Source organism: Stenotrophomonas sp. STEN054, from assembly GCF_056854535.1.
On sequence record NZ_JBXFWG010000036.1, the window covers coordinates 21,104 to 44,889 of the forward strand.

At 68.1% G+C, this 23,786-nt stretch carries 19 protein-coding genes; 7 read left to right on the plus strand and 12 right to left on the minus strand.

Annotation, left to right across the window (positions count from 1 at the left end; all coding sequences use genetic code 11):
• Window positions 1-163: 163 nt before the first annotated feature.
• The 5 genes from AC1VXD_RS14260 to AC1VXD_RS14280 all read right to left on the minus strand — a co-directional run bounded on the left by AC1VXD_RS14260 (window position 164) and on the right by AC1VXD_RS14280 (window position 4,925).
• Window positions 164-502: a hypothetical protein gene (locus AC1VXD_RS14260; RefSeq protein WP_324809724.1), complete on the minus strand. Its 339-nt coding sequence runs from the start codon at window positions 500-502 to the stop codon at window positions 164-166.
• A 69-nt stretch (window positions 503-571) separates the two neighbouring features.
• Window positions 572-1,513: a DegV family protein gene (locus AC1VXD_RS14265; RefSeq protein ID WP_482992587.1), complete on the minus strand. Its 942-nt coding sequence runs from the start codon at window positions 1,511-1,513 to the stop codon at window positions 572-574.
• A gap of 92 nt (window positions 1,514-1,605) precedes the next feature.
• Window positions 1,606-2,238, minus strand: coding sequence for a DsbA family protein (locus AC1VXD_RS14270; RefSeq protein ID WP_482992588.1), 633 nt, complete (start codon window positions 2,236-2,238; stop codon window positions 1,606-1,608).
• An 18-nt stretch (window positions 2,239-2,256) separates the two neighbouring features.
• A complete protein-coding gene (locus AC1VXD_RS14275) occupies window positions 2,257-3,519 on the minus strand; it encodes an amidohydrolase family protein (protein WP_482992589.1) in 1,263 nt (420 codons plus the stop codon).
• On the minus strand, window positions 3,519-4,925 hold the full coding sequence (locus AC1VXD_RS14280) for an amidohydrolase (protein WP_482992590.1): 1,407 nt from the start codon (window positions 4,923-4,925) through the stop codon (window positions 3,519-3,521). The genes AC1VXD_RS14275 and AC1VXD_RS14280 overlap by 1 nt, the downstream gene beginning before the upstream one ends.
• 248 nt (window positions 4,926-5,173) lie before the next feature.
• On the opposite strand from AC1VXD_RS14280, the gene AC1VXD_RS14285 reads away from it, so the two are divergent.
• The 3 genes from AC1VXD_RS14285 (at window position 5,174) to AC1VXD_RS14295 (ending at window position 10,074) form a co-directional block, all read left to right on the plus strand.
• Window positions 5,174-8,563 (plus strand): autotransporter domain-containing protein, encoded by a 3,390-nt coding sequence (locus tag AC1VXD_RS14285; RefSeq protein ID WP_482992591.1) that lies wholly within the window; start codon window positions 5,174-5,176, stop codon window positions 8,561-8,563.
• Window positions 8,564-8,714: 151 nt separating this feature from the next.
• Complete coding sequence (locus tag AC1VXD_RS14290; RefSeq protein ID WP_482992592.1) at window positions 8,715-9,491, plus strand: AMP nucleosidase; 777 nt, start codon at window positions 8,715-8,717, stop codon at window positions 9,489-9,491.
• 43 nt (window positions 9,492-9,534) lie between these two features.
• On the plus strand, window positions 9,535-10,074 hold the full coding sequence (locus AC1VXD_RS14295; protein ID WP_482992593.1) for a DUF924 family protein: 540 nt from the start codon (window positions 9,535-9,537) through the stop codon (window positions 10,072-10,074).
• Between the two features lie 138 nt (window positions 10,075-10,212).
• On the opposite strand, the gene grxD is transcribed toward AC1VXD_RS14295, so the two are convergent.
• Window positions 10,213-11,139: a Grx4 family monothiol glutaredoxin gene (grxD, locus tag AC1VXD_RS14300; RefSeq protein ID WP_108769965.1), complete on the minus strand. Its 927-nt coding sequence runs from the start codon at window positions 11,137-11,139 to the stop codon at window positions 10,213-10,215.
• Window positions 11,140-11,199: 60 nt separating this feature from the next.
• Between grxD and AC1VXD_RS14305 the strand changes: the two genes are divergently transcribed.
• Window positions 11,200-11,979 (plus strand): polysaccharide deacetylase family protein, encoded by a 780-nt coding sequence (locus AC1VXD_RS14305; protein WP_482992594.1) that lies wholly within the window; start codon window positions 11,200-11,202, stop codon window positions 11,977-11,979.
• A 130-nt stretch (window positions 11,980-12,109) separates the two neighbouring features.
• Here the strand turns inward: AC1VXD_RS14305 and AC1VXD_RS14310 are convergent, their stop codons facing one another.
• From AC1VXD_RS14310 to AC1VXD_RS14320, 3 genes are read right to left on the minus strand one after another with little or no spacing between them, the layout of a single operon-like run.
• Window positions 12,110-12,829, minus strand: coding sequence for a methyltransferase domain-containing protein (locus AC1VXD_RS14310; protein WP_482992595.1), 720 nt, complete (start codon window positions 12,827-12,829; stop codon window positions 12,110-12,112).
• A gap of 3 nt (window positions 12,830-12,832) precedes the next feature.
• Window positions 12,833-13,450, minus strand: coding sequence for an SGNH/GDSL hydrolase family protein (locus tag AC1VXD_RS14315; protein WP_482992596.1), 618 nt, complete (start codon window positions 13,448-13,450; stop codon window positions 12,833-12,835).
• Between the two features lie 2 nt (window positions 13,451-13,452).
• The gene (locus AC1VXD_RS14320; RefSeq protein ID WP_482992597.1) at window positions 13,453-14,727 is read right to left on the minus strand and encodes a pyridoxal phosphate-dependent aminotransferase; all 1,275 of its coding nucleotides are present in this window, start codon (window positions 14,725-14,727) and stop codon (window positions 13,453-13,455) included.
• 113 nt (window positions 14,728-14,840) lie between these two features.
• On the opposite strand from AC1VXD_RS14320, the gene rsgA reads away from it, so the two are divergent.
• The 3 genes from rsgA (at window position 14,841) to AC1VXD_RS14335 (ending at window position 20,064) form a co-directional block, all read left to right on the plus strand.
• Complete coding sequence (gene rsgA, locus AC1VXD_RS14325; protein ID WP_482992601.1) at window positions 14,841-15,950, plus strand: ribosome small subunit-dependent GTPase A; 1,110 nt, start codon at window positions 14,841-14,843, stop codon at window positions 15,948-15,950.
• A gap of 102 nt (window positions 15,951-16,052) precedes the next feature.
• Window positions 16,053-17,306, plus strand: coding sequence for a flavohemoglobin expression-modulating QEGLA motif protein (locus tag AC1VXD_RS14330; protein WP_482992598.1), 1,254 nt, complete (start codon window positions 16,053-16,055; stop codon window positions 17,304-17,306).
• Between the two features lie 469 nt (window positions 17,307-17,775).
• On the plus strand, window positions 17,776-20,064 hold the full coding sequence (locus tag AC1VXD_RS14335) for a TonB-dependent receptor (protein WP_482992599.1): 2,289 nt from the start codon (window positions 17,776-17,778) through the stop codon (window positions 20,062-20,064).
• A gap of 104 nt (window positions 20,065-20,168) precedes the next feature.
• Here the strand turns inward: AC1VXD_RS14335 and phbB are convergent, their stop codons facing one another.
• From phbB to AC1VXD_RS14350, 3 genes are read right to left on the minus strand one after another with little or no spacing between them, the layout of a single operon-like run.
• Window positions 20,169-20,909 carry an acetoacetyl-CoA reductase gene (phbB, locus tag AC1VXD_RS14340; RefSeq protein WP_482992600.1) on the minus strand — a complete coding sequence of 247 codons (741 nt, stop codon included), beginning with the start codon at window positions 20,907-20,909 and terminating at the stop codon, window positions 20,169-20,171.
• A gap of 25 nt (window positions 20,910-20,934) precedes the next feature.
• Window positions 20,935-22,263, minus strand: a complete 1,329-nt coding sequence (locus AC1VXD_RS14345; RefSeq protein ID WP_482992602.1) for a CitMHS family transporter — start codon at window positions 22,261-22,263, stop codon at window positions 20,935-20,937.
• 60 nt (window positions 22,264-22,323) lie between these two features.
• The gene (locus tag AC1VXD_RS14350) at window positions 22,324-23,460 is read right to left on the minus strand and encodes an OprO/OprP family phosphate-selective porin (RefSeq protein WP_482992603.1); all 1,137 of its coding nucleotides are present in this window, start codon (window positions 23,458-23,460) and stop codon (window positions 22,324-22,326) included.
• Between the last annotated feature and the right edge of the window lie 326 nt (window positions 23,461-23,786).

The following is a 23,786-nucleotide window of genomic DNA, read 5'->3' on the forward strand; positions in this document are numbered from 1 at the left end:
AGCCGCAGGAACGGTGCGCTGGTAGCCCCGGGGCATGCCCGTCGGTCGTCGGTAGTTGCCAACCTTGGTTGGCAACCATTTGCAGGGACGCCAACCAAGGTTGGCCTACCAGAGCGGAGCCGTCGGCACCGGGTCGATCACGACACGGGCGTCGGCGGGCGCCTCAACGCACGTCGCGCAGTTCCCAGTGGTGGCCGGCCAGCAGGCGAAGGCGCTGCTTGAACACATCACTGTCGATGCGCGTGGTGGCCACAAGGTTGATGCGCAGGTCCTTCTGCTCGCCGGTCACGGTGGCATCCGGGTCGGTCACGCCCCACTGCGGCTCCACGGCGTCCGGGTCGGCCTGCTTGGCCTTCCAGCGCTCGAACAGGGTGCCGCTGCGCAGGGCATCCTGCAGCTCCTCGGCGAAACCGCCGGCGCTCTGCGAATGGAAAGACAGGTCAGGGTCGTTGCCACGGGCCTTGGACGGGTCGGGCAGGCTGATGTGGTACTGCGCAGGCATGGTTCGTCTCCTTGAGGTGCGGCAAGGCTGGCACAGCCGCAGTGCAATGCTTGTGTACGCCAGAGCGGCTTATTCGAAGCGATGCGGCCCATCGGCAAAGCCCACCGTCACCGCGCCCTTGCCGACGTTGACCATGCCGGTCAGGCTCATCACCGACTCGTATACCGCCACGTCGTGGCTGGCGCACAGGTCTGTCATCGCGGCATAGCCGGGCAGGGCACGCAGTTCCTCCAGCTCGCCGCCGTAGCTGACGCAGACGGTGGGGGTCATCAGGCCGTTGCGCACGCGCTGGCCGACCACGCCGAACAGCTTCTGCACAGCGTTGTCGAAGCCCTTGATCTTGGCCACCGGCCCGGTCTCGCCCTTGTAGCCGTGCAGCACCGGCTTGATGTCCAGCGCGCTGCCCAGCGCGGCGCTGAGCAGGCCGACGCTGCGGTCGCCCTTATGGCGAGCGCGGGCGCGCATGTAGTACAGGTCGCGGGTGACCATGTAGCCGTGCACGTTGCCGAACAGTTCTTCCAGCCGCTCGCGGATCTGCTGCACGCTGGCACCGCTGTCGCGCAACCGCACCGCCTCCACCGCGGTCACCGCCTGGGCGGCGAACAGGTTCTGGGTATCCAGCACGCGCAGCGCGAACGGCGAGTTGTAGCCCGCCGCCTGGCGCACCGGCTTGTAGTCGTTGAGGATGGCGAAGCTGGCCTGCAGCGCGTTGTCGTGGATCGGACTGCGCGTCCTGGTGATGGTCATGCAGAACACGTGGTCGTAATCGATCACCAGCTGCTGCAGGAACAGATCGCGGATCTGGTTGACGCTGAAGGGGATGGTCTCGGCTTCGGCACCATGCTCGGCCACGTGGGCGTGCAGGAAGCTGAGCGTCGCCTGCTCGTCGCGATGGTCGGCCAGCACCGCTTCGCCGATCCGCACGGTGATCGGCAGCACCACGATGTTGTGTGCGGCAATGAAATCCTGCGGCAGGTCGCAGGCCGAATCGACAACGATTCCGATGCGCATCCGGCTCCCCCTCCAGGGCGGTTGTAGGTTCGGAATGTGAAAGCTATCTCAATTTTATCCGGGGCGCGCGAGGGAATCACGCCATTGCCTGTTCAGCGATTGCGCTGCACCGCCACTGGAAGCGTTACCACGGCCTGCCAGTCCGGACGCTGCAGCAGGCCGGGGTCGGCCAGCACGGCGGCCATCATCGGGTGCGCATCGTTGCCCCAGAACAGTTCGCCGTCGATGGACAGGGTCGGCACGCCGAACAGGCCAGCGTCGATCGCGGCCTCGGTATTGCGGCGCAGCTGTTCCTTCACCGCCGCTTCGGCGCAGGCCGCCTGCACGTCGTTGATGCCCAGCCGCGCCGCCGGTATGCGCAGCGTTTCGGCGCTGTCCCCGGTATTGCCTTCGCGCCAGATCCAGTCGAACAGCACATCCACCGCCTGCGTGTTGCCACCGGCGGCCAGGCACAGGCGCAGCGCGGCCAGCGGGTTGAACGGATGGGCGGGCGGGAAGCGCAGCGGCGTGCCTTCGGCCTGCGCCGTCCACAGCAGCTGCCGGTAGATGAAACGGCGCTTGGCCGGGATCTCGGCCGGGCCGAGGTTGCCCAGGTGGTGCAGCACCGCGCCGAAGGCGATCGGCACCGGCTGGATGGCCGCGAACTGCGGCAGCTGCTTGACCTTCTGCCAGTGCAGGTAGGAATAGGGCGAGACGAAATCGAAGTACCAGCGCAGGGTCGGCATCGGCGGATTCCTCGCAGGTCAGGGCTGCGCGTTGTGCTGCAGGTAACGGTCGCGCAGTTCGGTCTGGCGCGAGCGCATCGGCATCGCGCGCCCACCCAGCCAGACCTGTTCGGCATAGTGCGCCACATCCAGCGGGTCGCCTTCCCAGAGCACAAGGTCGGCGCGCTTGCCCGGTTCGATGGTGCCGATCTGGTCGGCCACGCCCAGCACCTGTGCCGGCACCCGGGTCAGCCCGGCCAGGCCATCGGCCCACGGCAGGCCATTGGCCACCGCGTTGCCGGCCAGCTGGCGCATCTTGCGCGCGTTGTGCGAGGCATCGTCGCGCTGGGTGAAGCTGACCGGCACGCCCGCACGCTGCAGGCGCGCGGCGTTTTCCAAGGTGGCGCCGATCTGGTCGAAGCTGGTCGGCAGGTTGCCCAGCGCATCAACGAACACCGGCACCTGTGCTGCGGCCAGTTCCGCGGCCATCTGCCAGGCCTCGGCACCACCGGCGATGGCGATCTTGACCTTCTCGCGTGCGGCCCAGCGCAGCAGCTGGCGGATGTCGGCGGCACGGTCCACTTCCACCACGATGCGGCCCTGGCCGCCCAGGTAGCGGGCCAGGCTGCGGCGGCCGGCGGGCGTCAGCAGCGCATGCGGTGAATCGGCGGCGACCTGGCCGCGCGCTTCGTCCACCATCTGCTGCAGCAGCATCCACTGCGCCGCGCGCGACTGCCCGGTCAGTTCCGACGCGGCCGCGCCCAGGCGCAGGAACAGCGCACGCGGGCCGATCGGGTCGGCGCTGCCATCCAGGCGCATCACGCCGCCCTGGCCGGCCACGAAGCCACCGCCGGTGGCTGCGCCCAGCACGGTGAAGCCGATGCCATCCAGGCGCACCACGGGAATCAGCACCGAGGCCGGGTTGTAGGCAAGGGTGACGTCGAATTCCGGGCGCAGCGGCTGCTCGCCGATCTTCAGCGTGCTGTCCACGGTGCTCGATTCGCCGGAGACCTCTTCGATGCCGATCTCGGTGATGCCGCCGAACAGGGCCGGAGTGAGCGGACGGCCGTTGGCCTCCACCACGGCCACGCCGGCCGGTGCCGCCAGGCCGGGGCCGACCGTGCGGATCAGCCCGCCCTGCACCAGCACGTCGGTGTTCTGCAGGTTGCCGCGCGCGCTGGCGGTGTGCACCGTGGCGTTGCGCACCAGCAGGTCCTGCGCCGAAGCCGCAGTTGCCAGCAACAGCAGCGCAACCACGGTAACGCCGGGCCATGCCCGGTGACGCTTGTTCAACGTGCCCATCAGCGCATCTCCTGGCCAAGCTGGAAATCCGAACGCGGCGTCGCCGCCGGCGCAGCGCGGTCATACAGCCGCCGGCCATCGACGAAGACCTGCTCGGCCAGCGCATACGAACTGAAGGGATTGCCGTTCCACACCACCACGTCAGCCATCTTGCCGGCCTCCAGGGTGCCGGTCTGGCCTTCGATGCCCAGCGCCTTGGCGGCGTTGGCGGTCATCCACGTGATCGCGTGTTCCGGGGTGATGTCCGGCATGCGCGCGCGGCGCGCCGCAGCCATCACCTTGGCCGCCTCCTGGTTGAGGCGCTGGATGCCCTCGGGCGAATCGGAATGGACGATGGCGCAGCTGTTCTTCGGCCGGTCGACCAGCGCGATGTTCTCGGCGATGCCATCGAAGGCTTCCATCTTGAAGCCCCACCAGTCGGCCCAGAGCGCACCGCAGACGCCGTCGGCGGCCAGCCGGTCGGCCAGCTTGTAGGCTTCCACGCCGTGGTGGAAGGCGGCCACCTTGAAGCCGAATTCCTTGGCCAGGTCGAGCATGGTGGCCATTTCGTCGGCGCGGTAGCAGTGGATGTGCACGCGGATGTCGCCCTGGATGGCGCCGGCCAGCGTATCCAGCTTGAGGTCGCGCTTGCCGCCGGCATCCCCGGCGCTGTCGCCCTTGTCGCTGCCGAACCAGCCCTTGCGCTTGGCCGGCTTCGGGCTGTTCTTGGCGATGTAGGCGGCCGCGTCGATGAAGGCGGCGCGGTAGCCGGCCACGTTGCCCATGCGCGTGGCCGGGGCGGTGCCCTTGCCGCCGTAGACGCGCTTCGGGTTCTCGCCGCAGGCCATTTTCAGGCCCCACGGCGCGCCGGGGAATTTCATCGCCTGGTAGGTGGTGGCCGGCACGTTCTTCAGCACCACGCCGCGGCCGCCGACCAGGTTGGCCGAGCCGGGCAGCACCTGCATGCTGGTCACGCCACCGGCCAGGGCCGCGGTGAAGCCTGGGTCCTGCGGCCACACCGAGTGCTCGGCCCAGACATTGGCGGTGACCGGTGCGGTCATTTCGTTGCCGTCGCTGTGCGCGCTGACGCCGGGGCTGGGGTAGACGCCCAGGTGCGAATGCACGTCGATCAGGCCCGGGGTGACCCACTTGCCCTGCGCATCGATGCGGGTCATGCCGGCATCGGCCTGCAGCTGCGGGCCGACGGCGACGATGCGACCGTCGCGCAGCAGCACGTCGGCATGCTCCAGGCGCTGGCCGGTGCCGGTCAGCACGGTGGCGTTCTGGATCAGCACCGGGCCATCGGGATGGGCCTGGTAGGTACTGGGGTAGGGGTCGGCGACGAAGCGCGACGCGCCCACCGCCGGTGCGGTGCTCAGTGAGGCCAACGCCAGGCCAAGCCCGGCGCGCAACAGCGTGGATGGCATGCAGACTCCCCTGGCAGGCGCGTGAATCCACCGACGCTATCCGGCGCCGGGGGCGATTGCCAAGTGACGTTGGGCAGGGGCGGATGTAGGAATTTCCCTATACAGAAATTGTGAACGAAGCATTAATTTCTGGTGACACCTGCGGTGTTCGAACGCAGCAGCGTGTGGCTCTCCCCTTGCTGGCAGCCCTGTGCCAACGCGCAGGGCTGGCATCGCACTTCCCATGGAATTCAAGGACGTACCTGTTGATGAGCGTTTTCACGTCGTACCGTACCGTCGCTGCGCGCCGCACCTTCCTGCCCTCGCCGCTGGCTTCGGCCATTGTCGGCTCGCTGCTGGTGGCCGCCTCGCTGCCGGCCCTGGCCCAGGGCAGCAGTGACGAGCTGTCGCGCTACCAGTTGCAGCGCAGCCTGCAGGCTGCCTTCGCCGCCCCGTCGCTGGCCTCGACCGCCGTTCCGTCATCGGGTTTCGCCCCGGCTGCAGGCGATGCCGTGGCCGAGCCGATCATGGGCCAGGCCGGTGATGCCGCCAGCTGGCGCACCACCGAATTCAACAACGACTGGGGCCTGGGCGCGATCAATGCCGATGCCGCCTATGCCCGCGGCCTGACCGGCAAGGGCATCCGCCTGGGCGTGTTCGACAGCGGCACCGGCCTTGAGCACGACGAGTTCGCCGGCAAGGACCACCGCAGCATCCACCTAGCTGACGTGCTGGCCGACGGCAGCCTGTGCAGCCGCGAAGTGCTGGACGGCCCGGATGCCTGCTTCGTCAGCGATGGCGACAAGGTCGCGGTGTCCTACCAGCTGATCGACCCGGACTGGGAGCAGCTGCTCAACAACAACGGCTTCTACGAAGGCCTGAGCTACAACCTGCACGGTACCCACGTGTCGGGCACCATCGCTGCCAACCGCGATGGCAACGGCACCCATGGCGTGGCCTTCGGTGCCGACCTGAGCGTGGCCCGCCTGTTCTCCAACAGCGTCACCTACCTTTCGGTGGTGCGCATCGGCAACAGCCTGTATCTGGACGAACAGACCGTGGCCGCGATCTCGGCCGCCGATTCGATCTATCCGCAGCTGTACGCGCAGATGAACGAACAGGGCGTGCGTGCGATCAACCACAGCTGGGGCCTGGCCAACGAGCCGGAGACCGCTGAAGACCTGGATTTCTACCAGTCGCATCCGGTGTTCGCCGAAAGCCTTGCGGCCATGGCCGAAGGTTCGCGCAGCAGCGGCCTGATCCAGGTCTGGGCAGCCGGCAACACCAATGCCGTCAATCCTTCGCCCGAAGAAGCGCCGATCGCCGGCATGTTCGCTTCGCTGCCGCGCGCCATCGCCGATATCGAGCCGTACTGGCTGGCCGTGGTCAACGTCAATGAAGACCTGGAACTGAGCAACCGCTCGATGCGTTGCGGCCTGGCCGCCAACTGGTGCCTGGCCGCACCCGGTTCAAACATCACCTCCACCGTGTACGGCGACGATTCGGTGCTGGAAGGCGACCTGTACGACGACAACGGCAACCTGGTGCTGGAAGTCCTGAACCAGGATCCGACCTCGGCCTACGCTGACATGAGCGGCACCTCGATGGCGGCCCCGCACGTGACCGGTGCACTGGGCCTGCTGTTCGAGCGCTTCCCGTACCTGGACAGCGCGCAGGTGCGCGACGTGCTGCTGACCACCGCCACCGACCTCGGTGCCGAGGGCGTGGACGATGTCTACGGCTGGGGCCTGATGGACCTGGCCAAGGCGGTCGAGGGCTATGGCTCGCTGCGCGTGGACACCGACGTGGTGATGAACCAGAAGGCCGGTGGCCTGAAGGTGTGGGAAGGCGATGCATGGGACGACTGGACCAATGACATCGGCGGCCCGGGCAAGCTGACCAAGAGCGGCATCGGCTGGCTGCGCCTGAGCGGCGACAACAGCTTCAACGGCGCCGTGGTGCGCGAGGGCGTGCTGGAGCTGGACGGCGTCAACGCGCTGACCAGCGCCGTCGAAGTGAACGGTGGCAGCCTGGTGCTGAACGGCACGCTGGAAAGCACCGCGCTGAATGCCAACGGTGGCGTCAGCGTCGTCACCCGCACCGGCGTGCTGGACGGCTCGGACCTGAGCGTGTCCGGCGGCGTGGTCTCGTTCAACGGCGTGCAGACCGGTGGCCAGACCTTCGTCGGCGCCAAGGGCACGCTGAAGGGCGTGGGCGAGCTGGGCGACACCACCGTGTCCGGCATCATCGCGCCGGGCAATTCGATCGGCACGCTGACCATCAACGGTGACTACGTGCAGACTGCCAGCGGCATCTACCAGGCCGAACTGGCCCCGGGCAGCCGTAGCGACCTGCTGCACGTCACCGGCACCGCCACCCTCGGCGGCTCGCTGGTGGCACTGCCGGAAGCGGGCACCTACTACCTGGGCGAGCAGTTCAACTTCCTGCAGGCCGATGGCGGCACGATCGGCCAGTTCGCGACCACCGATTTCAGCGCGTTCTCGCCGTTCATGCAGTTCAGCCTGGTCTACGGCGCTTCCGGTGCCCGGATCGAGGTGGCCCGCGGCGCCGCACTGGCCACCGCTGCCACCACCGCCAACCAGCGCGCCGTGGCCGGCGTGGCCGATACCTTGGCCGTTGGCCAGGGCCTGCCGCGTCCGCTGACCCTGCTGTTCCCGGAACAGGTGGGTGCGGCGCTGGACGGCCTCAGCGGCGAGCTGCACGCAGCCACCGCGGCCGCGCTGGTGGAAAGCAGCCGGAACGTGCGTGATGCCGCGCTGTCGCGCCGTGCCGGTGCCACCGCACCGGGCGCCAGCGATGCCGATGCAACCGGCGTCTGGGTGCAGGCCATCGGCGGCAGCACCACCCTGGACGGCAACGCCAACACCGCCCGCACCCAGGCCAACAACAACGGCCTGCTGGTCGGCGTGGACCGCGAGTTCGTCGGCTGGCAGGTGGGCGTGCTGGCCGGTACCGGCCGTACCGACGTCAAGCAGCAGCAGGGCCGTCGTGCGCGCTCGAAGATCGACAACACCCACTTCGGCGCGTACGCCAGCCACAACTGGGGCGGGTTCGGCCTGCGTGGCGGCCTGGCGGTGAGCAACCACGACGTGGACAGCACCCGCGAGCTGGCGTTCTCCGGCTACACCGACACGCTGAGCGCCCGCTACGACGCTCGCACCCGCCAGGCGTTCATCGAAGCGGCCTACCGCTTCGGTGGCCGTGAAGCCGGCCTGGAGCCGTACCTGCAGGTGGCCCGCGTGGAAGTGGACACCAAGCACATCGACGAGCATGGCGGTGCCGCCGCCCTGCAGGGCCGGGTCGACGATGCCCGTACCACCGTGGCCACGGCCGGTGTGCGCTTCGACAAGGGCCTGAAGGCCTCGTTCCAGCAGGACAGCTGGCTGCACGTGACCGGTGGGGTGGGCTACCGCCGGGCCAGCGGTGACCGTGACCCGTCGGCAACGCTGGCCTTCGCCAGCGGCAGCGACGCGTTCGTGGTCAGCGGTGCGCCGATCGCCGACAGTGCGGTGGTGGCCGAGCTGGGCCTGTCGGCCTGGCTGACCGAGCGCCAGCAGCTGGAACTGGGCTACAGCGGCCAGTACGGTGATGAGAGCCGTGACCATGGCGCCAACCTGCGCTGGTCGGTGCGCTTCTAAGCGCCCGGCGCGGCAGTGACGGTTCCCGGGCAGGACGTGCCGGGAACCCCCGGGAGGGCGGCCGCAGGGCCGCCCTTCTTTGTTGCCGGGGCAGGTGAAGGCCGGCGGGCACGCGCCTACAATGGCGGCCCCACGCCGTCGCGGATGCGCCATGAAGAGCAAGCAGGAAATCGTCGACAACTGGCTGCCACGCTATACCGGCGTGCCCCTGGACCAGTTCGGCCAGCACATCCTGCTGACCAACTTCGGCGGCTACCTGCATACCTTCGCCGAGCTGACCGGGGTGCCCATCGTCGGCCTGGACCGGCCGATGGCCAGCGCCACCTTCGACGACATCACCATGATCAACTTCGGCATGGGCAGCCCCAATGCCGCCATCATCATGGACCTGCTGTCGGCGGTGATGCCCAAGGCCGTGCTGTTCCTGGGCAAATGCGGGGGGCTCAAGCGCAAGAACCAGCTGGGCGACCTGGTGCTGCCGATCGCCGCCATCCGCGGCGAGGGCACCTCGGGCGACTACCTGCCGCCGGAAGTGCCGGCGCTGCCGGCCTTCGCCCTGCAGCGGGCGGTGTCCACGATGATCCGCGACCTCGGCCACGACTACTGGACCGGCACGGTCTACACGACCAACCGCCGGGTCTGGGAGCATGATGAGGCCTTCAAGGAACGGCTGCGGGCGATGCGCTGCATGGCCATCGACATGGAAACGGCCACGGTGTTCGCTGCCGGCTTCGCCAACCACATCCCCAGCGGGGCCCTGTTGCTGGTGTCCGACCAACCGATGATTCCCGACGGGGTCAAGACCGAGGCCTCCGATGCCAAGGTCAGCTCCCAGTTCGTGGAAAACCATATCCAGATCGGTATCGAGGCGCTTAAGCTTATTCGGCGCAACGGCAAGTCGGTCCGCCACCTGCGCTTTGACGAATGATGATGATGGTCTGGCGCCGCGCGCTGGCCCTGGAGAGCAGGTGATGGACGTTGCCGCGCAAGTGGTGGAATTCTGGAGCGAGGCGGGCCCGTCGAAGTGGTTCGCCCGCGATGACGCGTTCGACGCGCGGTTCCGCGAGCGGTTCCTGGAGGAGCACTACGCGGCGGCGTCGCGTGGGCGCGAACACTGGCTGGGCAGTTCCGAAGGCGCGCTGGCGCTGATGCTGCTGCTGGACCAGTTCCCGCGCAACTGCTTCCGCGGTACCGCCCATTCCTTCGCCACCGATGGCCTGGCCCGGCATTACGCCATGCGCGCCATCGAGGAAGGCCTGGACCTGCAGCTGGTGCCCAAGCTGCGCGCCTTCATCTACCTGCCGTTCGAGCATTCCGAAGATCCGTTCGACCAGGATCGTTCGGTCGCCATGTTCGACGTGCTGGGCGACAAGGAATACCTGCAGTACGCCGAAGTCCACCGCGACGTCATCCGCCGCTTCGGCCGCTTCCCGCACCGCAACGCAGTGCTGGGCCGCATTCCCAGCCCGGAAGAACTGGATTTCCTCGCCGAAGGCGGGTTTGCGGGGTAGCCGGAGACCGCGCCATCCACGCATGGCGTGGATCTGCCCGGAACGCTGCCGCGCGTTGCGGCCAGTAGATCCACCCCATGCGTGGATAAAAAAAACGCCGGCGTCTGCCGGCGTTTTTCGTGCCCGTGGGCTGGCCGATCAGTACTTCGGCACGCCGTTGTCCACTTCGTCCGACCAGGCGTCGATGCCGCCGGTGACGTTGAACACCTTGGTGAAGCCCAAGGTGCGGAACTGCTCGGCAGCCTGCGCGCTGCGGCCACCGTGGTGGCACAGGAAGGCCAGCGGGGTGTCCTTGGGCAGGCCTTCCAGCTCGGCGCGGCCGTTGCCGTCGAAGCTCTTGAACGGCACGCCGACCGCGGCGATGGCGCGTTCGTCGGCCGGGCGCACGTCGACCAGGGTCACGTTGCCGGCACGCACCAGGTCGTCGGCGTCACGCACGCTGATTTCCTGCACCGGCTTGGGCGCGTTCGGGTTGTCGATGGCCAGGCCCTTGCCGCGGATGTCATCGACCCAGTCGATGGTGATGCCGTCGGCGCGGCGCGCGCTGGACAGGTCGAACTGCACGCGCAGGCCGTTGGATTCGGCGGCGATCGCGCTGTCATCGTGCGGGGCCAGCTGGAAGTTCGGCTGGAAACGCGCATCGATGGTCAGCTGCAGCGAAGCGCCCGGAGCATCGGCCAGCGCGCCCTTCAGCATTTCGACCGCGGCCGGGGTGACGGTGATGCGCGGCGGGGTGCGGTCCGGTGCGGCCAGGCCGAGCACGGTGCTCAGTTCGCCGCTGGCGGCCATCTGCAGGATGATGTCGCTGCCACCGACCAGTTCGCCGTCGATGTACAGCTGCGGGATGGTCGGCCAGTCGCCATAGGCCTTGATGCCTTCACGGATTTCCTGGTCGGCCAGCACGTTGACGTGGGCGAAATCGACGCCCAGGTCCTGCAGGGCGCCCACGGCCTTGGCCGAGAAGCCGCACTGCGGCATCGACGGCTGGCCCTTCATGAACAGCACGACGCGGTTGTCGTTGAGGAGGGATTCGATGCGCGAACGCAGGGCGGGATCGAGGGACATGGGCAATGTAGGGTCCGTAAATTCGAATCACTCATTCTACGCCCCATGGCATCATGGGGCATGACCAACGCAGGAACATTGCATCGCAACCCGACCCGGCCGTGGCGCTGGCTGCACTGGCTGGTGGCGTCGCAGGTAGCGGTGATCCTGGTCTGGGTGCTGGCCGGCTGGCACTGGGGGCTTCCGCTGATGGTGGTCAGCCACGCACTGTTCATGGTGCCGGTGTTCCTGCCCAACAGCCGCTTCTACACGCCGGTGCTGGACCGCCTGCCCGATGCGGGGAACAGTGTCTGGCTGACCATCGACGATGGTCCCAGCGAGGAGACCCCGGCGCTGCTGGATCTGCTCGACCGGCACCAGGCGAAGGCGACCTTCTTCCTGGTTGGCGAGCGCGCATTGGCGCATCCGGCCCTGGTGGAAGAGATCCTGCGTCGCGGCCACGACCTCGGGAACCACAGCCATACCCACCCGCAGACCCGCTTCTGGCGGCTGGGCCCGGCGGCGATGCGTGCCGAGATCGAAGGCTGCCACCAGGCCCTGCAGGCGGTCAGCGGCCGCCCGACGCGCTGGTACCGCTCGGTGGTGGGCATGACCAACCCGTTCGTGGCGCCGGTGCTGGCCGCGCTGGGGCTGGTGCGGGTGGGCTGGACCGCGCGCGGCTATGACGGCGTGGGCTGCACGCCCGACGGCGTGATGGCGCGCCTGCTGCCGGACCTGCAGCCCGGTGCCATCGTGTTGCTGCATGAAGGTGCCGCACATGGCCACAACCTGGCCATCATCGAGCGCGTGCTGCAAGTGCTGGACCAGCGCGGGCTGAACGCTCGGTTGCCCTCCCTCTAGCGTGGTAGCGCCGGTCCATGCCCGGGCGGCGGCGCAACGCGCCGTAGCGGTGGGACCACCTGTAGCGCCCGAGCCTACGCTCGGGCGGCGGCGCAACGCGCCGTAAAGGCAGCCGAGCATGGGCTCGGCTCTACACAGGGGATCGCTGCGCTACCAGCAGCCAGCTGTTGAACGGCGTGCGCCCGTGCAGCGGCCGCACCTCGCCCACCTGCAATCCGGCCCCGGCCAGCGTCGCCCGCAGCAGTGCCGGGTCGGGGTAATGCCGCGGCCGCGTACCCATCCAGCCGACCAGCCAGGCCAGACGATCAGCCACGCGCGTGGTGCGGTCGCGGCGGCCGCCGGTGGCCAGTGGCGTGCGCAGCAGCAGGCTGCCGCCGGGCGCCACCCGCGCGCTGGCCGCTTTCAGCAGGTCCAGCTGCGGCTGCACATCCAGGTACTGCAGCACGTCCAGCAGCAGCACGTGCCCGGCCTGCGCAGGCAGGGGCGCCTGCACGTCCAGGCAGTCGAACCTCACATCCTCCAGGTCGCCACCGGCCCGTTGCGCGCGGGCGATCTTGCCCGCATCCACGTCCACGCCCAGGTAGGGCTGGCCGCGGCCGCGCTGGCGCAGTACGTGGGCGAACAGGCCCAGCCCGCAGCCCAGATCGAGCAGCGGCAGGCCATCGTCGGGGAGGTGCTGCAGCACGCCGTCGTACAGCGGATCGCTGCCCAGCTTGCCGCGCGTGTAGTAGTAGTCGCGGCGGTTGCCCCAGGCCTGCATCGGCCGGAACGCCTCGGCGATGGCCCGTGCCTGGCCGCGCTCCAGCGGCGAACAGTTCAGTGGTGTGCCGTTCCCTGGCAGGCCCTCCATCGCTCAGTCCGTTCGCTGCAGCAGGCGCGTGGCCACGGGCAGGGCGCGTCCGGCCCACAACGCATACATCCGCGTGGAGGGATGCAGGCCGTCCTCGGCGATCATCGTCGGGTCGGCGCCATGCGCGCGGCTGATGTCGGTGATGTCGACGAAGGCCACACCCTGCTGGGTGCTGATGACCTTGGCGGCGCCGTTGAATTCGTCGGTCTCGATCCCGATGCGGGCCAGGTCACGGCCGCTGCCGGCACCGAACGGGGTCGCGCCCCAGTCGGGGAAGGACAGCACCAGCACGCGTCCGGCATCGCCACCGGCAAAGCCGATCGCACGCTGCAGCAGCGCCTCGAACTGGTGGCGGTATTCGTTCAGCGGGCGCCCGCGGTACTGGTTGTTGACCCCGATCAGCAGGCTGACGAAGGCAAACGGACCTTGTGGTGCGGCCGCATCGATGCCCGCGTCGAGCTCATCGGTGGTCCAGCCGGTGGTGGCGATGGTCTGCGGGTCGGCCAAGCACACGCCCTGCGCACGCAGCGCGGCAGCCAGCTGGTGCGGCCAGCGGCCTTCGACCGCGACCGCTTCGCCGATGGTGTACGAATCGCCCAGCGCCAGATAGGACAGCGCCACGCTCAGGCCACCGAGCGGCGCGGCTTCAGCGGCACGACCTTGGTGGCGTCTTCGGCGCGGCGGGCCAGCACGCGGTCGATGCGCGCGAACACATCGCGCATCACCGAGGCCTCCGGCAGCAGGGTCACGCGGAAGTGGTGGCGGTAGGGCACATTGAAGCTCGAGCCCGGCACGACCAGCACGCCCTCGTCATTCATCAGGTCCAGCGCGAAGTTGTGATCGTCGAAGCCCTTGGCGGCGGCACCGACCACGGCCGGGAACGCGTACAGCGCGCCGGCTGGGGCGACCAGCGACAGGTGCTCGCTGGCGTTGCAGGCCTCGATCACCGCGCGGCGGGTTTCATACAGGCGGCCGCCGGGGGCGCACAGTTCGGAAATGGTGTCCGGGCCATTCACCGCGGCGTCGATGGCGTACTGGCCCGGCACATTGGCGCACAGGCGCAGCGCGCTGAGCAGATCGAGCGCTGCGCGGAACTCACCCAGGCGCGCATCGTCGCCGGTGAGGTGGGCCCAGCCCACGCGCCAGCCGCAGGCGCGGTGCACCTTGCTCAGGCCACTGAAGGTCAGGCACGGATGATCGCCGGCCAGCGGCGCGACCGGCTGGAACACCGCGTCGCCGTACAGGATCTGGTCGTAGATCTCGTCGACCAGCAGCAGCAGGTTGTGGCGGCGGGCGATCTCGACCACGCGCTCCAGCAGCTCGCGCGGGTAGCTGGCGCCGCTGGGGTTGTTCGGGTTGATCAGCACGATGGCGCGGGTGCGCGAGGACACCAGCGTCTCGATCTCGGTCGGGTCGGGCTGGAAGCCGTTCTCCGGCGCGCAGCGGTAGTACACCGGGCGGCCGTCGTTGAGGATGGCCGCGGCCGACCACAGCGGGTAGTCCGGCGAGGGCACCAGCACTTCGTCGCCCGGGTTCAGCAGGGCGCGCAGCGACAGGTCGATCAGCTCGCTGACGCCGTTGCCGATGAACACGCGGTCCGGGTGCGCATCGGGCGCACCACGGCGTGCATAGGCGGCGGCGATGGCTTCGCGGGCCACCGGCAGGCCCTGCTGGTGGGTATAGGGATCGGTGCGGCCCATGTCATCGGCGATGGCGTGCTGCAGGTGTGCCGGCGCACGGAAGCCGAAGTTGCCCGGGTTGCCGATGTTCAGCTTGATCAGCCTGCGGCCCTGCGCCTCCAGCTCCCGCGCTCGCCGGGCCAGCTCTCCGCGGATCTCGTAGCGCACTTCGGAAAGGCGCTCGCGGGTGGCCAGGGGCTTGTGCGAGGGGGGGGACATGGGGCTGGGCCGTCAAAAGGCGTGGGGTTTCCATCCTACCGGAATTGCTGCAGTGCATGGCAAGGCCCCAGGGCCTGCCGTTGTTGGGCTGGCAGGGCATCGGGCCGGTTAGAATGACGGCGATGACCCAGACCCCCGATTTCAACGCACTGCAGACCATCGGCTGGCCCTGGCCGGGCCCGCCGCAGCAGGCCGACTGGCAGGCCGCGATGGCCGAGCACCCGCAGGCCCGTCCGGCGCGGGTGATCGAACAGCACCGCACCCACTACGTGGTGGCCGATGGCCCGGAGGCCTCGATCAAGGCCGAGTCGCTGCCGGAATGGCAGCGTCCGCGCTTCCCCAGCCATGAAAGGCCGGCAGTGGGCGACTGGGTGCTGCTGGACGGCATCCGCATCGTCGCTTTGCTGCCGCGGCGTACCGCCATCAAGCGTGGCGCTGCCGGCGAGCATTACCACCAGCAGGTGATCGCGGCCAACATCGATACGGTGTTCATCGTCTGTGGCCTGGATGCCGACTTCAACCCGCGCCGCATCGAGCGCTACCTGCTGCTGGTCGGCGGTGGCGGTGCCGAGCCGGTGGTGGTGCTGACCAAGGCCGACCAGACCGAGTACAGCGAAGACGCGCTGGCGGTGCTCGAGGAGCTGGAGATGCAGGGTATCGCGCTGCACGCGATCAATGGCCTGGATGCCGGCAGCGTGTCCGTGCTGGAACCGTGGCTGGGCCCGGGCCGCACGGTGGTGCTGGTCGGTTCGTCCGGTGCCGGCAAATCCACGCTGACCAATACCCTGCTGGGCGAGCAGCGGATGAAGACCAACGCGGTGCGCGCCAACGATTCGCGCGGCCGCCACACCACCACCCACCGCGCGCTGATGCCGCTGCCGATGGGTGCGTGCCTGATCGATACGCCGGGTATGCGCGAGCTGAAGCCGACCGGCGAAGAGACGCTGGCCGAAGGCGGTTTCGCCGATATCGAAGCGTTGGCGGCGCAGTGCCGCTTCAACGACTGCATGCACCAGCAGGAACCGGGCTGTGCCGTGCGCGCGGCCATCGATGCCGGTGAGATCGAAGAGAGCCGGCTGCAGAACTACTTCAAGCTGAAGGAAGAAGTGGCGGCTGCCGCTGCCAAGCTGGCCGTGCGCCAGGCCGAGACCGCACAGGAGCGCGGCGGCAAGAAGGGCAAGGGCCAGCAGTTCCGCCCGGCGAGCAAGAACCGCCGGCGGTAGCACAGCAGCGGGTCCGCGGCGGAGTCATTTCCTGTAGCGCCCGAGCCGATGCTCGGACGGCGGCGCGCAGCGCCGGACACGGCAGGGCGCTATAGTCCGCCCATGGAAACGACCGCGACGCTGGACCATGACGTGGCCCACCATGCGGCGCTCGACGCGCGACTGGTCGAGGCCGTGGGCGGCATCCGTCTGCTGGGGCTGACCAGTTGGCCGGCAACGGTGCAGGCACCGTTTCTGGACAGCGTGGCCCGCGGCCAGCCGGTGCTGCCGAAGGTGGACTATCCGAAACTGGACTTCAGCGAGGAACGCCGCGCGCTGGCCGCCATCGCCGCCGAGTGTGATCCCAGCCATCCGCTGGGCCATTACGTGCAGCAGTCCGCGCAGAGCTGGGACCTGGCCGCGCAGTTGCTGGAAGGCTTGGGCACGGCGGCTGTCGATCGCTGTTCCGTGCAGCTGTTCGGTGCGCCGGAGCAGCCATTGCCCGGGAACGGCCCGAGCACGCGCGAGGCCGCCCGCCACTTCATCCAGATTGCCAGCGAGCTCGACAGCGAACTGCTGGCCCCGGAAGAACAGGTGCCCGTCTCCGCCATCGCCCTGCAGCTGCAGCTGCAGAACGACCTCGATGGTTTCTTCGAATCGCGCATCATCCAAGTCCAGCTGGACCCGGAGCTGGTGTCCAAGGCTGCCGCCGGCCCGACCCGCATCCGCCTCCGCACCAGTGCACGCTTCAGCGCCTACGACCGTGCGCAGCTGTTCCACCACGAAGCGCTGGTGCATTCACTGACCGCCTTGAACGGCCGCGAACAACCGGTGCTGCCGAGCCTGGCGCTGTCCTCGCCACGGGTGACCGCCACCCAGGAAGGCCTGGCCACGTTTGCCGAGCAGATCACCGGCAGCATCGACATCGAGCGCCTCAAACGCATCAGCTTGCGCACCGAAGCCATCGCGATGGCGCGCGAAGGTGCGGATTTCATCGAGGTGTACCGCTACTTCTGCGATGCCGGGCAGAACCCGGAGGAAAGCTTCGCCTCGGCGCAGCGCGTGTTCCGCGGCGTGCCACCGAGCGGCGGGCTGGCCTTCACCAAGGACACGGTGTACCTGCGCGGGCTGGTGTCGGTGCACACGTTCTTCCGCCACATGCTGGCCGAGGATCGCCTGCAGATCTGCCGCTGGTTGTTCGCCGGCAAGATGAGCCTGACCGATGCGATCGCCTTCGCACCATTGTTCGAGAGCGGCGTACTGAAGCCACCGCGCTGGCTGCCGCACTGGGTGAGCAGGGCGAATGGCCTGGCGGGCATGTTGGCGTTCTCGCTGTTCGCCAACCGCATCCGGATGGACCAGCTGGCGCCGGAGTAAAAGGTGTTGGTGGAAGCCCCACCGAATACAGTCGCAAAAATCAAAAACAGAACCGGGGTCAGAGCCCGTTGCGAAGCAACGGGATCCGACCCCGTGCCGACCAGCGGTCGGCACCCACCATCAGCAGCAGGTTCCAACAGCCGCGTGAATCTGTCGAAGGCGGGGTGGGTCCGGTTGCGGGGGCGTGAGCCGCATGGATGCGGCGACCGAGCTTACATGGACGTACTTGCAGCGTCCCCCGCAACCGGACCCACCCCGCCATCCCACGGATAGCCGCTCTCGCCGTTGACGTTGACGTTGCATCGAGCGGGTGCAGGGCGCAGCCCTGCCGACAAGACCCCACGAACGAGACGCGCGTCACTGCCCGCAACACCCGCGTCACTTCGTAAAGAACATTTCATCTTCCATTCGCATAGTGGCGGCGCGCCGTGCCGAGTCGCGGCGGACTCCCCCCATGCAATGGATCCTCATGCAGACCCGACACCTCACGATCGCCGTCGCGATCGCGCTTTCCGCCGCCAGCGCCCATGCCGCTGAAACCACCGATGCCACCGCTGACGCCGCGCTGAGCGCACAGACGCTCGATACCGTGTCCGTCATCGGCCAAGGCGAAACCCGGCAGGTGCAGCGCATCACCGCCGCCGACAAGCAGGTGCTGCCGCCGGGCACCAGTGGCCAGAAGATCCTCGACCGCCTGCCCGGCGTGTCGGTGCAGTCCAACGATGCCTTCGGCGCCAACGAAGAATCGCAGACCATCAGCCTGCGCGGCTTCGACAAGAGCCGCCTCGGCTACACGCTCGACGGCATCCCGCTGGGCGACAACAGCTACGGCAACTACAACGGCCTGAGCATCGCCCGCGCGTTGATCGCCGAGAACCTCGCCGGCGCCGAACTGTCGCAGGGCATCGGTTCGCTGGGGGTGGCCTCCACCAGCAACCTCGGCGGCACCATCCAGTACTTCTCGATGGACCCGTCCACTGAACTCGGCGGCCGTGCCAGCGTCACCGCCGGCGACAACAACCAGCGCCGCGGCTACCTGCGCGTGGATACGGGCGACATCAACGGCTTCTCGGCCTATGTCTCCGGCGTGCACCAGGACCAGGACATGTGGGCCGCGCCGTACCAGAACCAGACCACCCGCCAGTTCAACGCCAAGGCCGTGTGGAACGTAGGCGACCATCGCTTCGGCGCGTTCGTGGCCACCTCGCGCGCCAGCCAGGCCAACTACGCCTACCTGTCGAAGGCCATGCTGGACCGCGGCCTGGGCTGGGACTGGAACATCTACGCACCGGACTGGGATCGCGCCGTCGCCGCCGCCTACTGCGCGCCGGGCACGCGTGATCCGGCCAAGTGCCAGTTCAGTGGCGGCGTCAACAGCATCGACGATGCCTACTACCAGAGCCGCGCGCTGCGTGATGACAACCTGTACTCGGTCGACGCCGACCTGCGCCTGGGCGAGCAGGGCCGCCTGAAGCTGGTGGCCTACCACCACGACAACCGTGGCCAGGGTCACTGGTGGGCGCCGGGCCAGCCGTCCTACCCGGGCACCGACCAGATGCTGCCGATCTCCATCCGTAGCACCAACTACACCATCAACCGCGACGGCCTGACTGCCGCGCTGTTGTGGCAGGTGGGCATCCACGAGCTGGAAGCCGGCCTGTGGTACGAACAGAACGACCACAACGTGTCGCGCAATTTCTATTACATCAGCGGCCCGTTCCTCGATGATCTGTACCTGAAGAACCCGGACCGCCTGCTGTTCAACCAGGACTTCGACATCCGCACGCAGCAGTTCTACGTGCAGGACCGCATGCGCTTCCTCGACCAGCGCCTGACCGTGGACGTGGGCCTGAAGAGCCCGGAAACGCGCATGCGCGCCACCGCCAAGGGCGGCGTGGAAACCCGCATCGCTTCGGGCACGCTGACCGCCAAGGAACCGGTGCTGCCGCAGGTCGGCGTGGGCTTCAAGCTCAATGCCAACAACGAGCTGTTCGCTTCGTATGCCGAGAACATCGCCGCTTTCGTCGGTGGCGGCAGCGGTGGCCCGCTGCAGGTCTCGCCGGAATCGTTCGCGGCCAGCGCCGGGCTGGAACCGGAAAAGTCCAAGAGCCTGGAAGCCGGCTTCCGTACCTTTGGCGAGAAGTACCAGGCGTCCATCGCCGCCTACAACGTGACGTTCGACAACCGCCTGCTGTCGCTCAACCCGTGCTCGAGCATTGAAGTCGGCACGCGCCCGGAGTGTGTTACCCGCTTCATCAACGTGGGTTCGGTGAAGAGCCACGGCGCGGAGCTGACCTTCATCCTCAAGCCGATCGACGGCCTGCAGTGGTACAACGCGCTGTCCTGGAACAAGACCACCTATGAGGACAACTACACCTCGGGTGGCGAGATCGTGCCGGTGGCCGGCAAGATCACCGTGGACACGCCGCAGCGCATGGCGTCCAGCGAAATCAGCTGGAACCGCGATGGCTTCTTCGCCAGCCTGCGCGCCAAGTACACCGGCAAGCGCTATTACACCTACACCAACGACCAGTCGGTGCCGGGCGTGACCACCTTCGATGCGGGCGCCGGTCATGACTTCGGGCCGGGCATGGGCCTGCGCAACATCCGCGTGTCGTTGAACGCGACCAACCTGACCAACAAGCGGTATGCGGGTCAGCTGAGTTCGTTCGCGCCGACCGACCCGAACGGCACGCGCTACGCCATCCATGCCAGCGCACCGCGCCAGGTGTTCATGACGGTGGCGGCGGACTTCTGATACGCCTGCGTTCGAGCATCCACGCATGGCGTGGATCTACTGGAACCCGGTAGATCCACGCCACGTGCATGAACCGGTAGATCCACGCCATGCGTGGATATCCCTCAACCCATGTACAACCCACCATTCACCGGGTAATCCGCACCGGTCACATACGAGGCTTCGTCCGAGGCCAGCCAGGCCACCAGGCCGGCGACTTCTTCCGGCCGGCCCAGGCGACGCACCGGTACCGAGGCGGCCAACCGGTCCAGCACGTCCGGCGGGAAGCTGCTGATCGCCTGGCTGGCGATGTAGCCCGGCGACAAGGTGTTCACGGTGACGCCGCGCGAGGCGACTTCGGCGGCCAGCGCACGGCTGAAACCGTGCATCGCCGCCTTCGCCGTCGCGTAGTTCACCTGGCCGATCTGGCCCTTGTGCGCGCTGACCGAACCGATGTTGACGATGCGGCCCCAGCCACGCGTGGCCATGCCGTCGACCACCTGCTTGGTCAGGTTGAACAGCGCGTTGAGGTTGGAGGCGATCACTGCATTCCAGTCCTCCACCGTCATCTGCCGGAACAACAGGTCACGGCTGCCGCCGGAGTTGTTGACCAGCACGTCCACCTCGCCGACCTCGGCACGCACCTTGGCGAACGCCGCCGTGGTCGAGGCCCAGTCGGTGGCGTTGCCTTCGGAGGCGATGAAGTCGAAGCCCTGTCCGCGCTGTTCGCGCAGCCAGTTGGCCTTGCGTGGCGAGTTCGGGGCGCAGCCGGCGACCACGGTGTGGCCGGAACGGGCCAGGCTCTGGCAGATGGCAGTGCCGACACTGCCCATGCCGCTGGTGACGTAAGCGATTCGAAGCGTCATTGCAGAAGGCTCCTTGGTGTCCGGGTCAGGATGCGAAGGGATACAGGCCGAACAGCAGGCCGCCGACCATCAACAGCAGCGAGATGGCGATCGCCCACTTCAGGGTGAACTTCTGGTGGTCGGCGAATTCGACCTTGGCCAGGCCCACCAGCAGGTAGGTGGAGGGCACCAGCGGACTGAGCAGGTGCACCGGCTGCCCGGCCAGCGACGCGCGGGCCATCTCCACCGGGGTGATGCCGTAGGTGCCGGCAGCCTCGGACAGGATCGGCAGCACGCCGAAGTAGAAGGCGTCGTTGGACATGAAGAAGGTGAACGGCATCGACGCGATGGCGGTGATGACGGCCAGGTACGGGCCCCACGATTCCGGAATGATCGCCAGGAAGCTGTGCGACATCGCCTCGACCATGCCGGTATTGTTGAGGATGCCGGTGAAGATGCCCGCGGCGAAGATCAACGCGACCACCGACAGCACGTTGCCGGCGTGGTTGACCACGCGGCGGCGCTGTTCGGCCAGGTTCGGGTAGTTGATGACCAGGGCGATGGCGAAGCCGACCATGAACAGCACCGGCATCGGCAGCACGCCGGCGATCAGTGCACCCATCAGGGCCAGGGTCAGTGCCAGGTTCACCCACAGCAGCTTCGGCCGCTTGATGTCCTCGGCGTCTTCCACCGACGGCAGCGCGTTGTTGTCATCGGACACGCTGTTGTCCATCCAGCTGCCACCCTGCGGCAGGGTGACCACGCCCAGGCGGCGGCGTTCCTTCATGCCCAGGTACCAGGCCAGCAGCAGCACGCCGGCACAGGCGATCACCATCGACGGGATCAGCGGCACGAACACATCGGCCGGATCCACGTGCAGCGCGGTGGCTGCGCGTGCAGTCGGGCCGCCCCACGGGGTCAGGTTCATCACGCCGCCGGCGAGGATGGTCACGCAGGTCATGTTCAGCGCGTTCATGCCCAGGCGCTGGTACAGCGGCAGCATCGCCGAGACGGTGATCATGTAGGTGGTCGAGCCATCGCCGTCGAGCGAGATCAGCATCGCCAGCACGGCGGTGCCGAGCACGATCTTCATCGGATCACCCTTGACGAAGCGCAGGATGATGCGCACCAGCGGGTCGAACAGGCCCGCATCGATCATCACGCCGAAGTAGAGGATGGCGAACATCAGCATCACGCCGGTCGGCGCGATCTTCTTGATGCCTTCCAGCATCATTTCATCGATGTTGGCGCCAAATCCGCCGAGCAGGGCGAAGATGATCGGGATGGTGATCAGGGCGACCAGCGGCGACAGTCGTTTGCTCATGATCAAGTACATGAACGTAATGACCATGCCAAAGCCGAGGATGCTCAGCATCATCTGCGGACTCCTTGCGTACTGCGGTTGAAGAGGGGGGAGGGGGAGGGAGTGCGTGGCTCAGAAGTCGAACTGCAGGCGGCCGGTGACCGCGCGCGTGCGGTCCAGCGTCACCCCGGCCAGGCGGTCGCGGTTGCGGCTTTCGATCACGTCGAGCATGAAGCGCAGGTTGTCGCGCAGGTACCAGTTGCCGCCCAGCGTCCATGCAGCGGTGCTGCCGCGGCGCAGGTCCGGCGCGCCATCGAGGTGCTGCGCACCCCACATCTGGTCGTAGCGCAGCGCCACTTCGAAGGCACCGGCCTTGTGGCGGATGTCCTTGACCCGTGCGAAGCGGCCGGTCTTGCGGTCGTAGGCCTTGCTTTCGCCGGTGACGAACCAGCTGAGCATGCCGTAGGCGGCCATCACCTCGCCGCGCTGGGCGCCGTCGTCGAAGGTGGCGCCGCTGAACTCGCCCTGCCAGGACAGCGGGCCGCGCACCTGCGCGTATTCCAGCGACCACTTGTTGACGTCGGTATCGCGGCCGGCGGAAAAGTCGACCAGGGTCAGGCGGCTTTCGTCGGACAGGTGGCCGGCCGGGCGCGGGCGGATCTTCAGGCCGGGGGTGCCGTTGCTGCCGGGGTTGTCGTAGGCCTCATGGGCCAGCGACAGGCCCAGGTGCAGCACGTCGCCGTCGCTGGCCGAGGGGGCCCAGGTGACGCGGCCACCGGCGGCGCGGCCCTTCACCTGCCAGGCATCGATGCTTTCCAGGCTGTAGAGGCTGGCCGCCCAAGTGAAATCACCCGGATTGGCCTGCCAGGACGCGCCCAGGCGGTACAGTGGCGCCAGCGTGGTGCCGGCGTTGCCGCGCTCCAGGAAGCTGCCGTAGTTGGAGCTGGTGCGGTCATCCAGCGAGAAATACTGCTTGAACTGGCCGATCGTCAGCTTGCCGGCCTTGCCGAAGCTGCGGCTGAGGTAGACGTCCTTGGCCTCGACGCGGTCGCCGGAAAAGTCCGCTTCGGCCTTGTAGTCGACCACGAAGAACTTGCCCGACACGTCCACCCAGGCGCGGCGGATCTCGGTATCGTCCTTGTTCGGGGTGCCACGGTCGTCGTTGTCGAACGTGGCGAAATCCAGGTGCAGGCGGCCGCCGACGGTGGCGGTGACCGGCCGGTCGTCTTCAGCAAAGGCCGGCGCGGCCAGCGCAGCCAGGGCCATCATGGCGGCGGGGCGCTGCCAGGCAAACTTCAGTTCCACAAACCCTCCCAGGTGCGCGCCGGGCGCGCGGCAATCGTGGGCACCGGATGGTGCGCGGCCGCAGTCTGGTTTGCGGTAGCTGTCATCGTCCTGTCAGCGGTTTGTGCGGTGCAGCGTAAAGCGAGCCGCTGCGCTCGCCGGGCATGGCCCGGCGCTACCACTGCGGCGGTGCCCCGGGATGCGTCGGCGCCGCGCCCTCCGGTAGCGCCGCGCCAAGCCCCCCCCAACCCCTCGGCGCCCCGCCCCCCGGGGCCCCCCGCGCAGCGGCCCCCGATCCCCCACACGGGCCC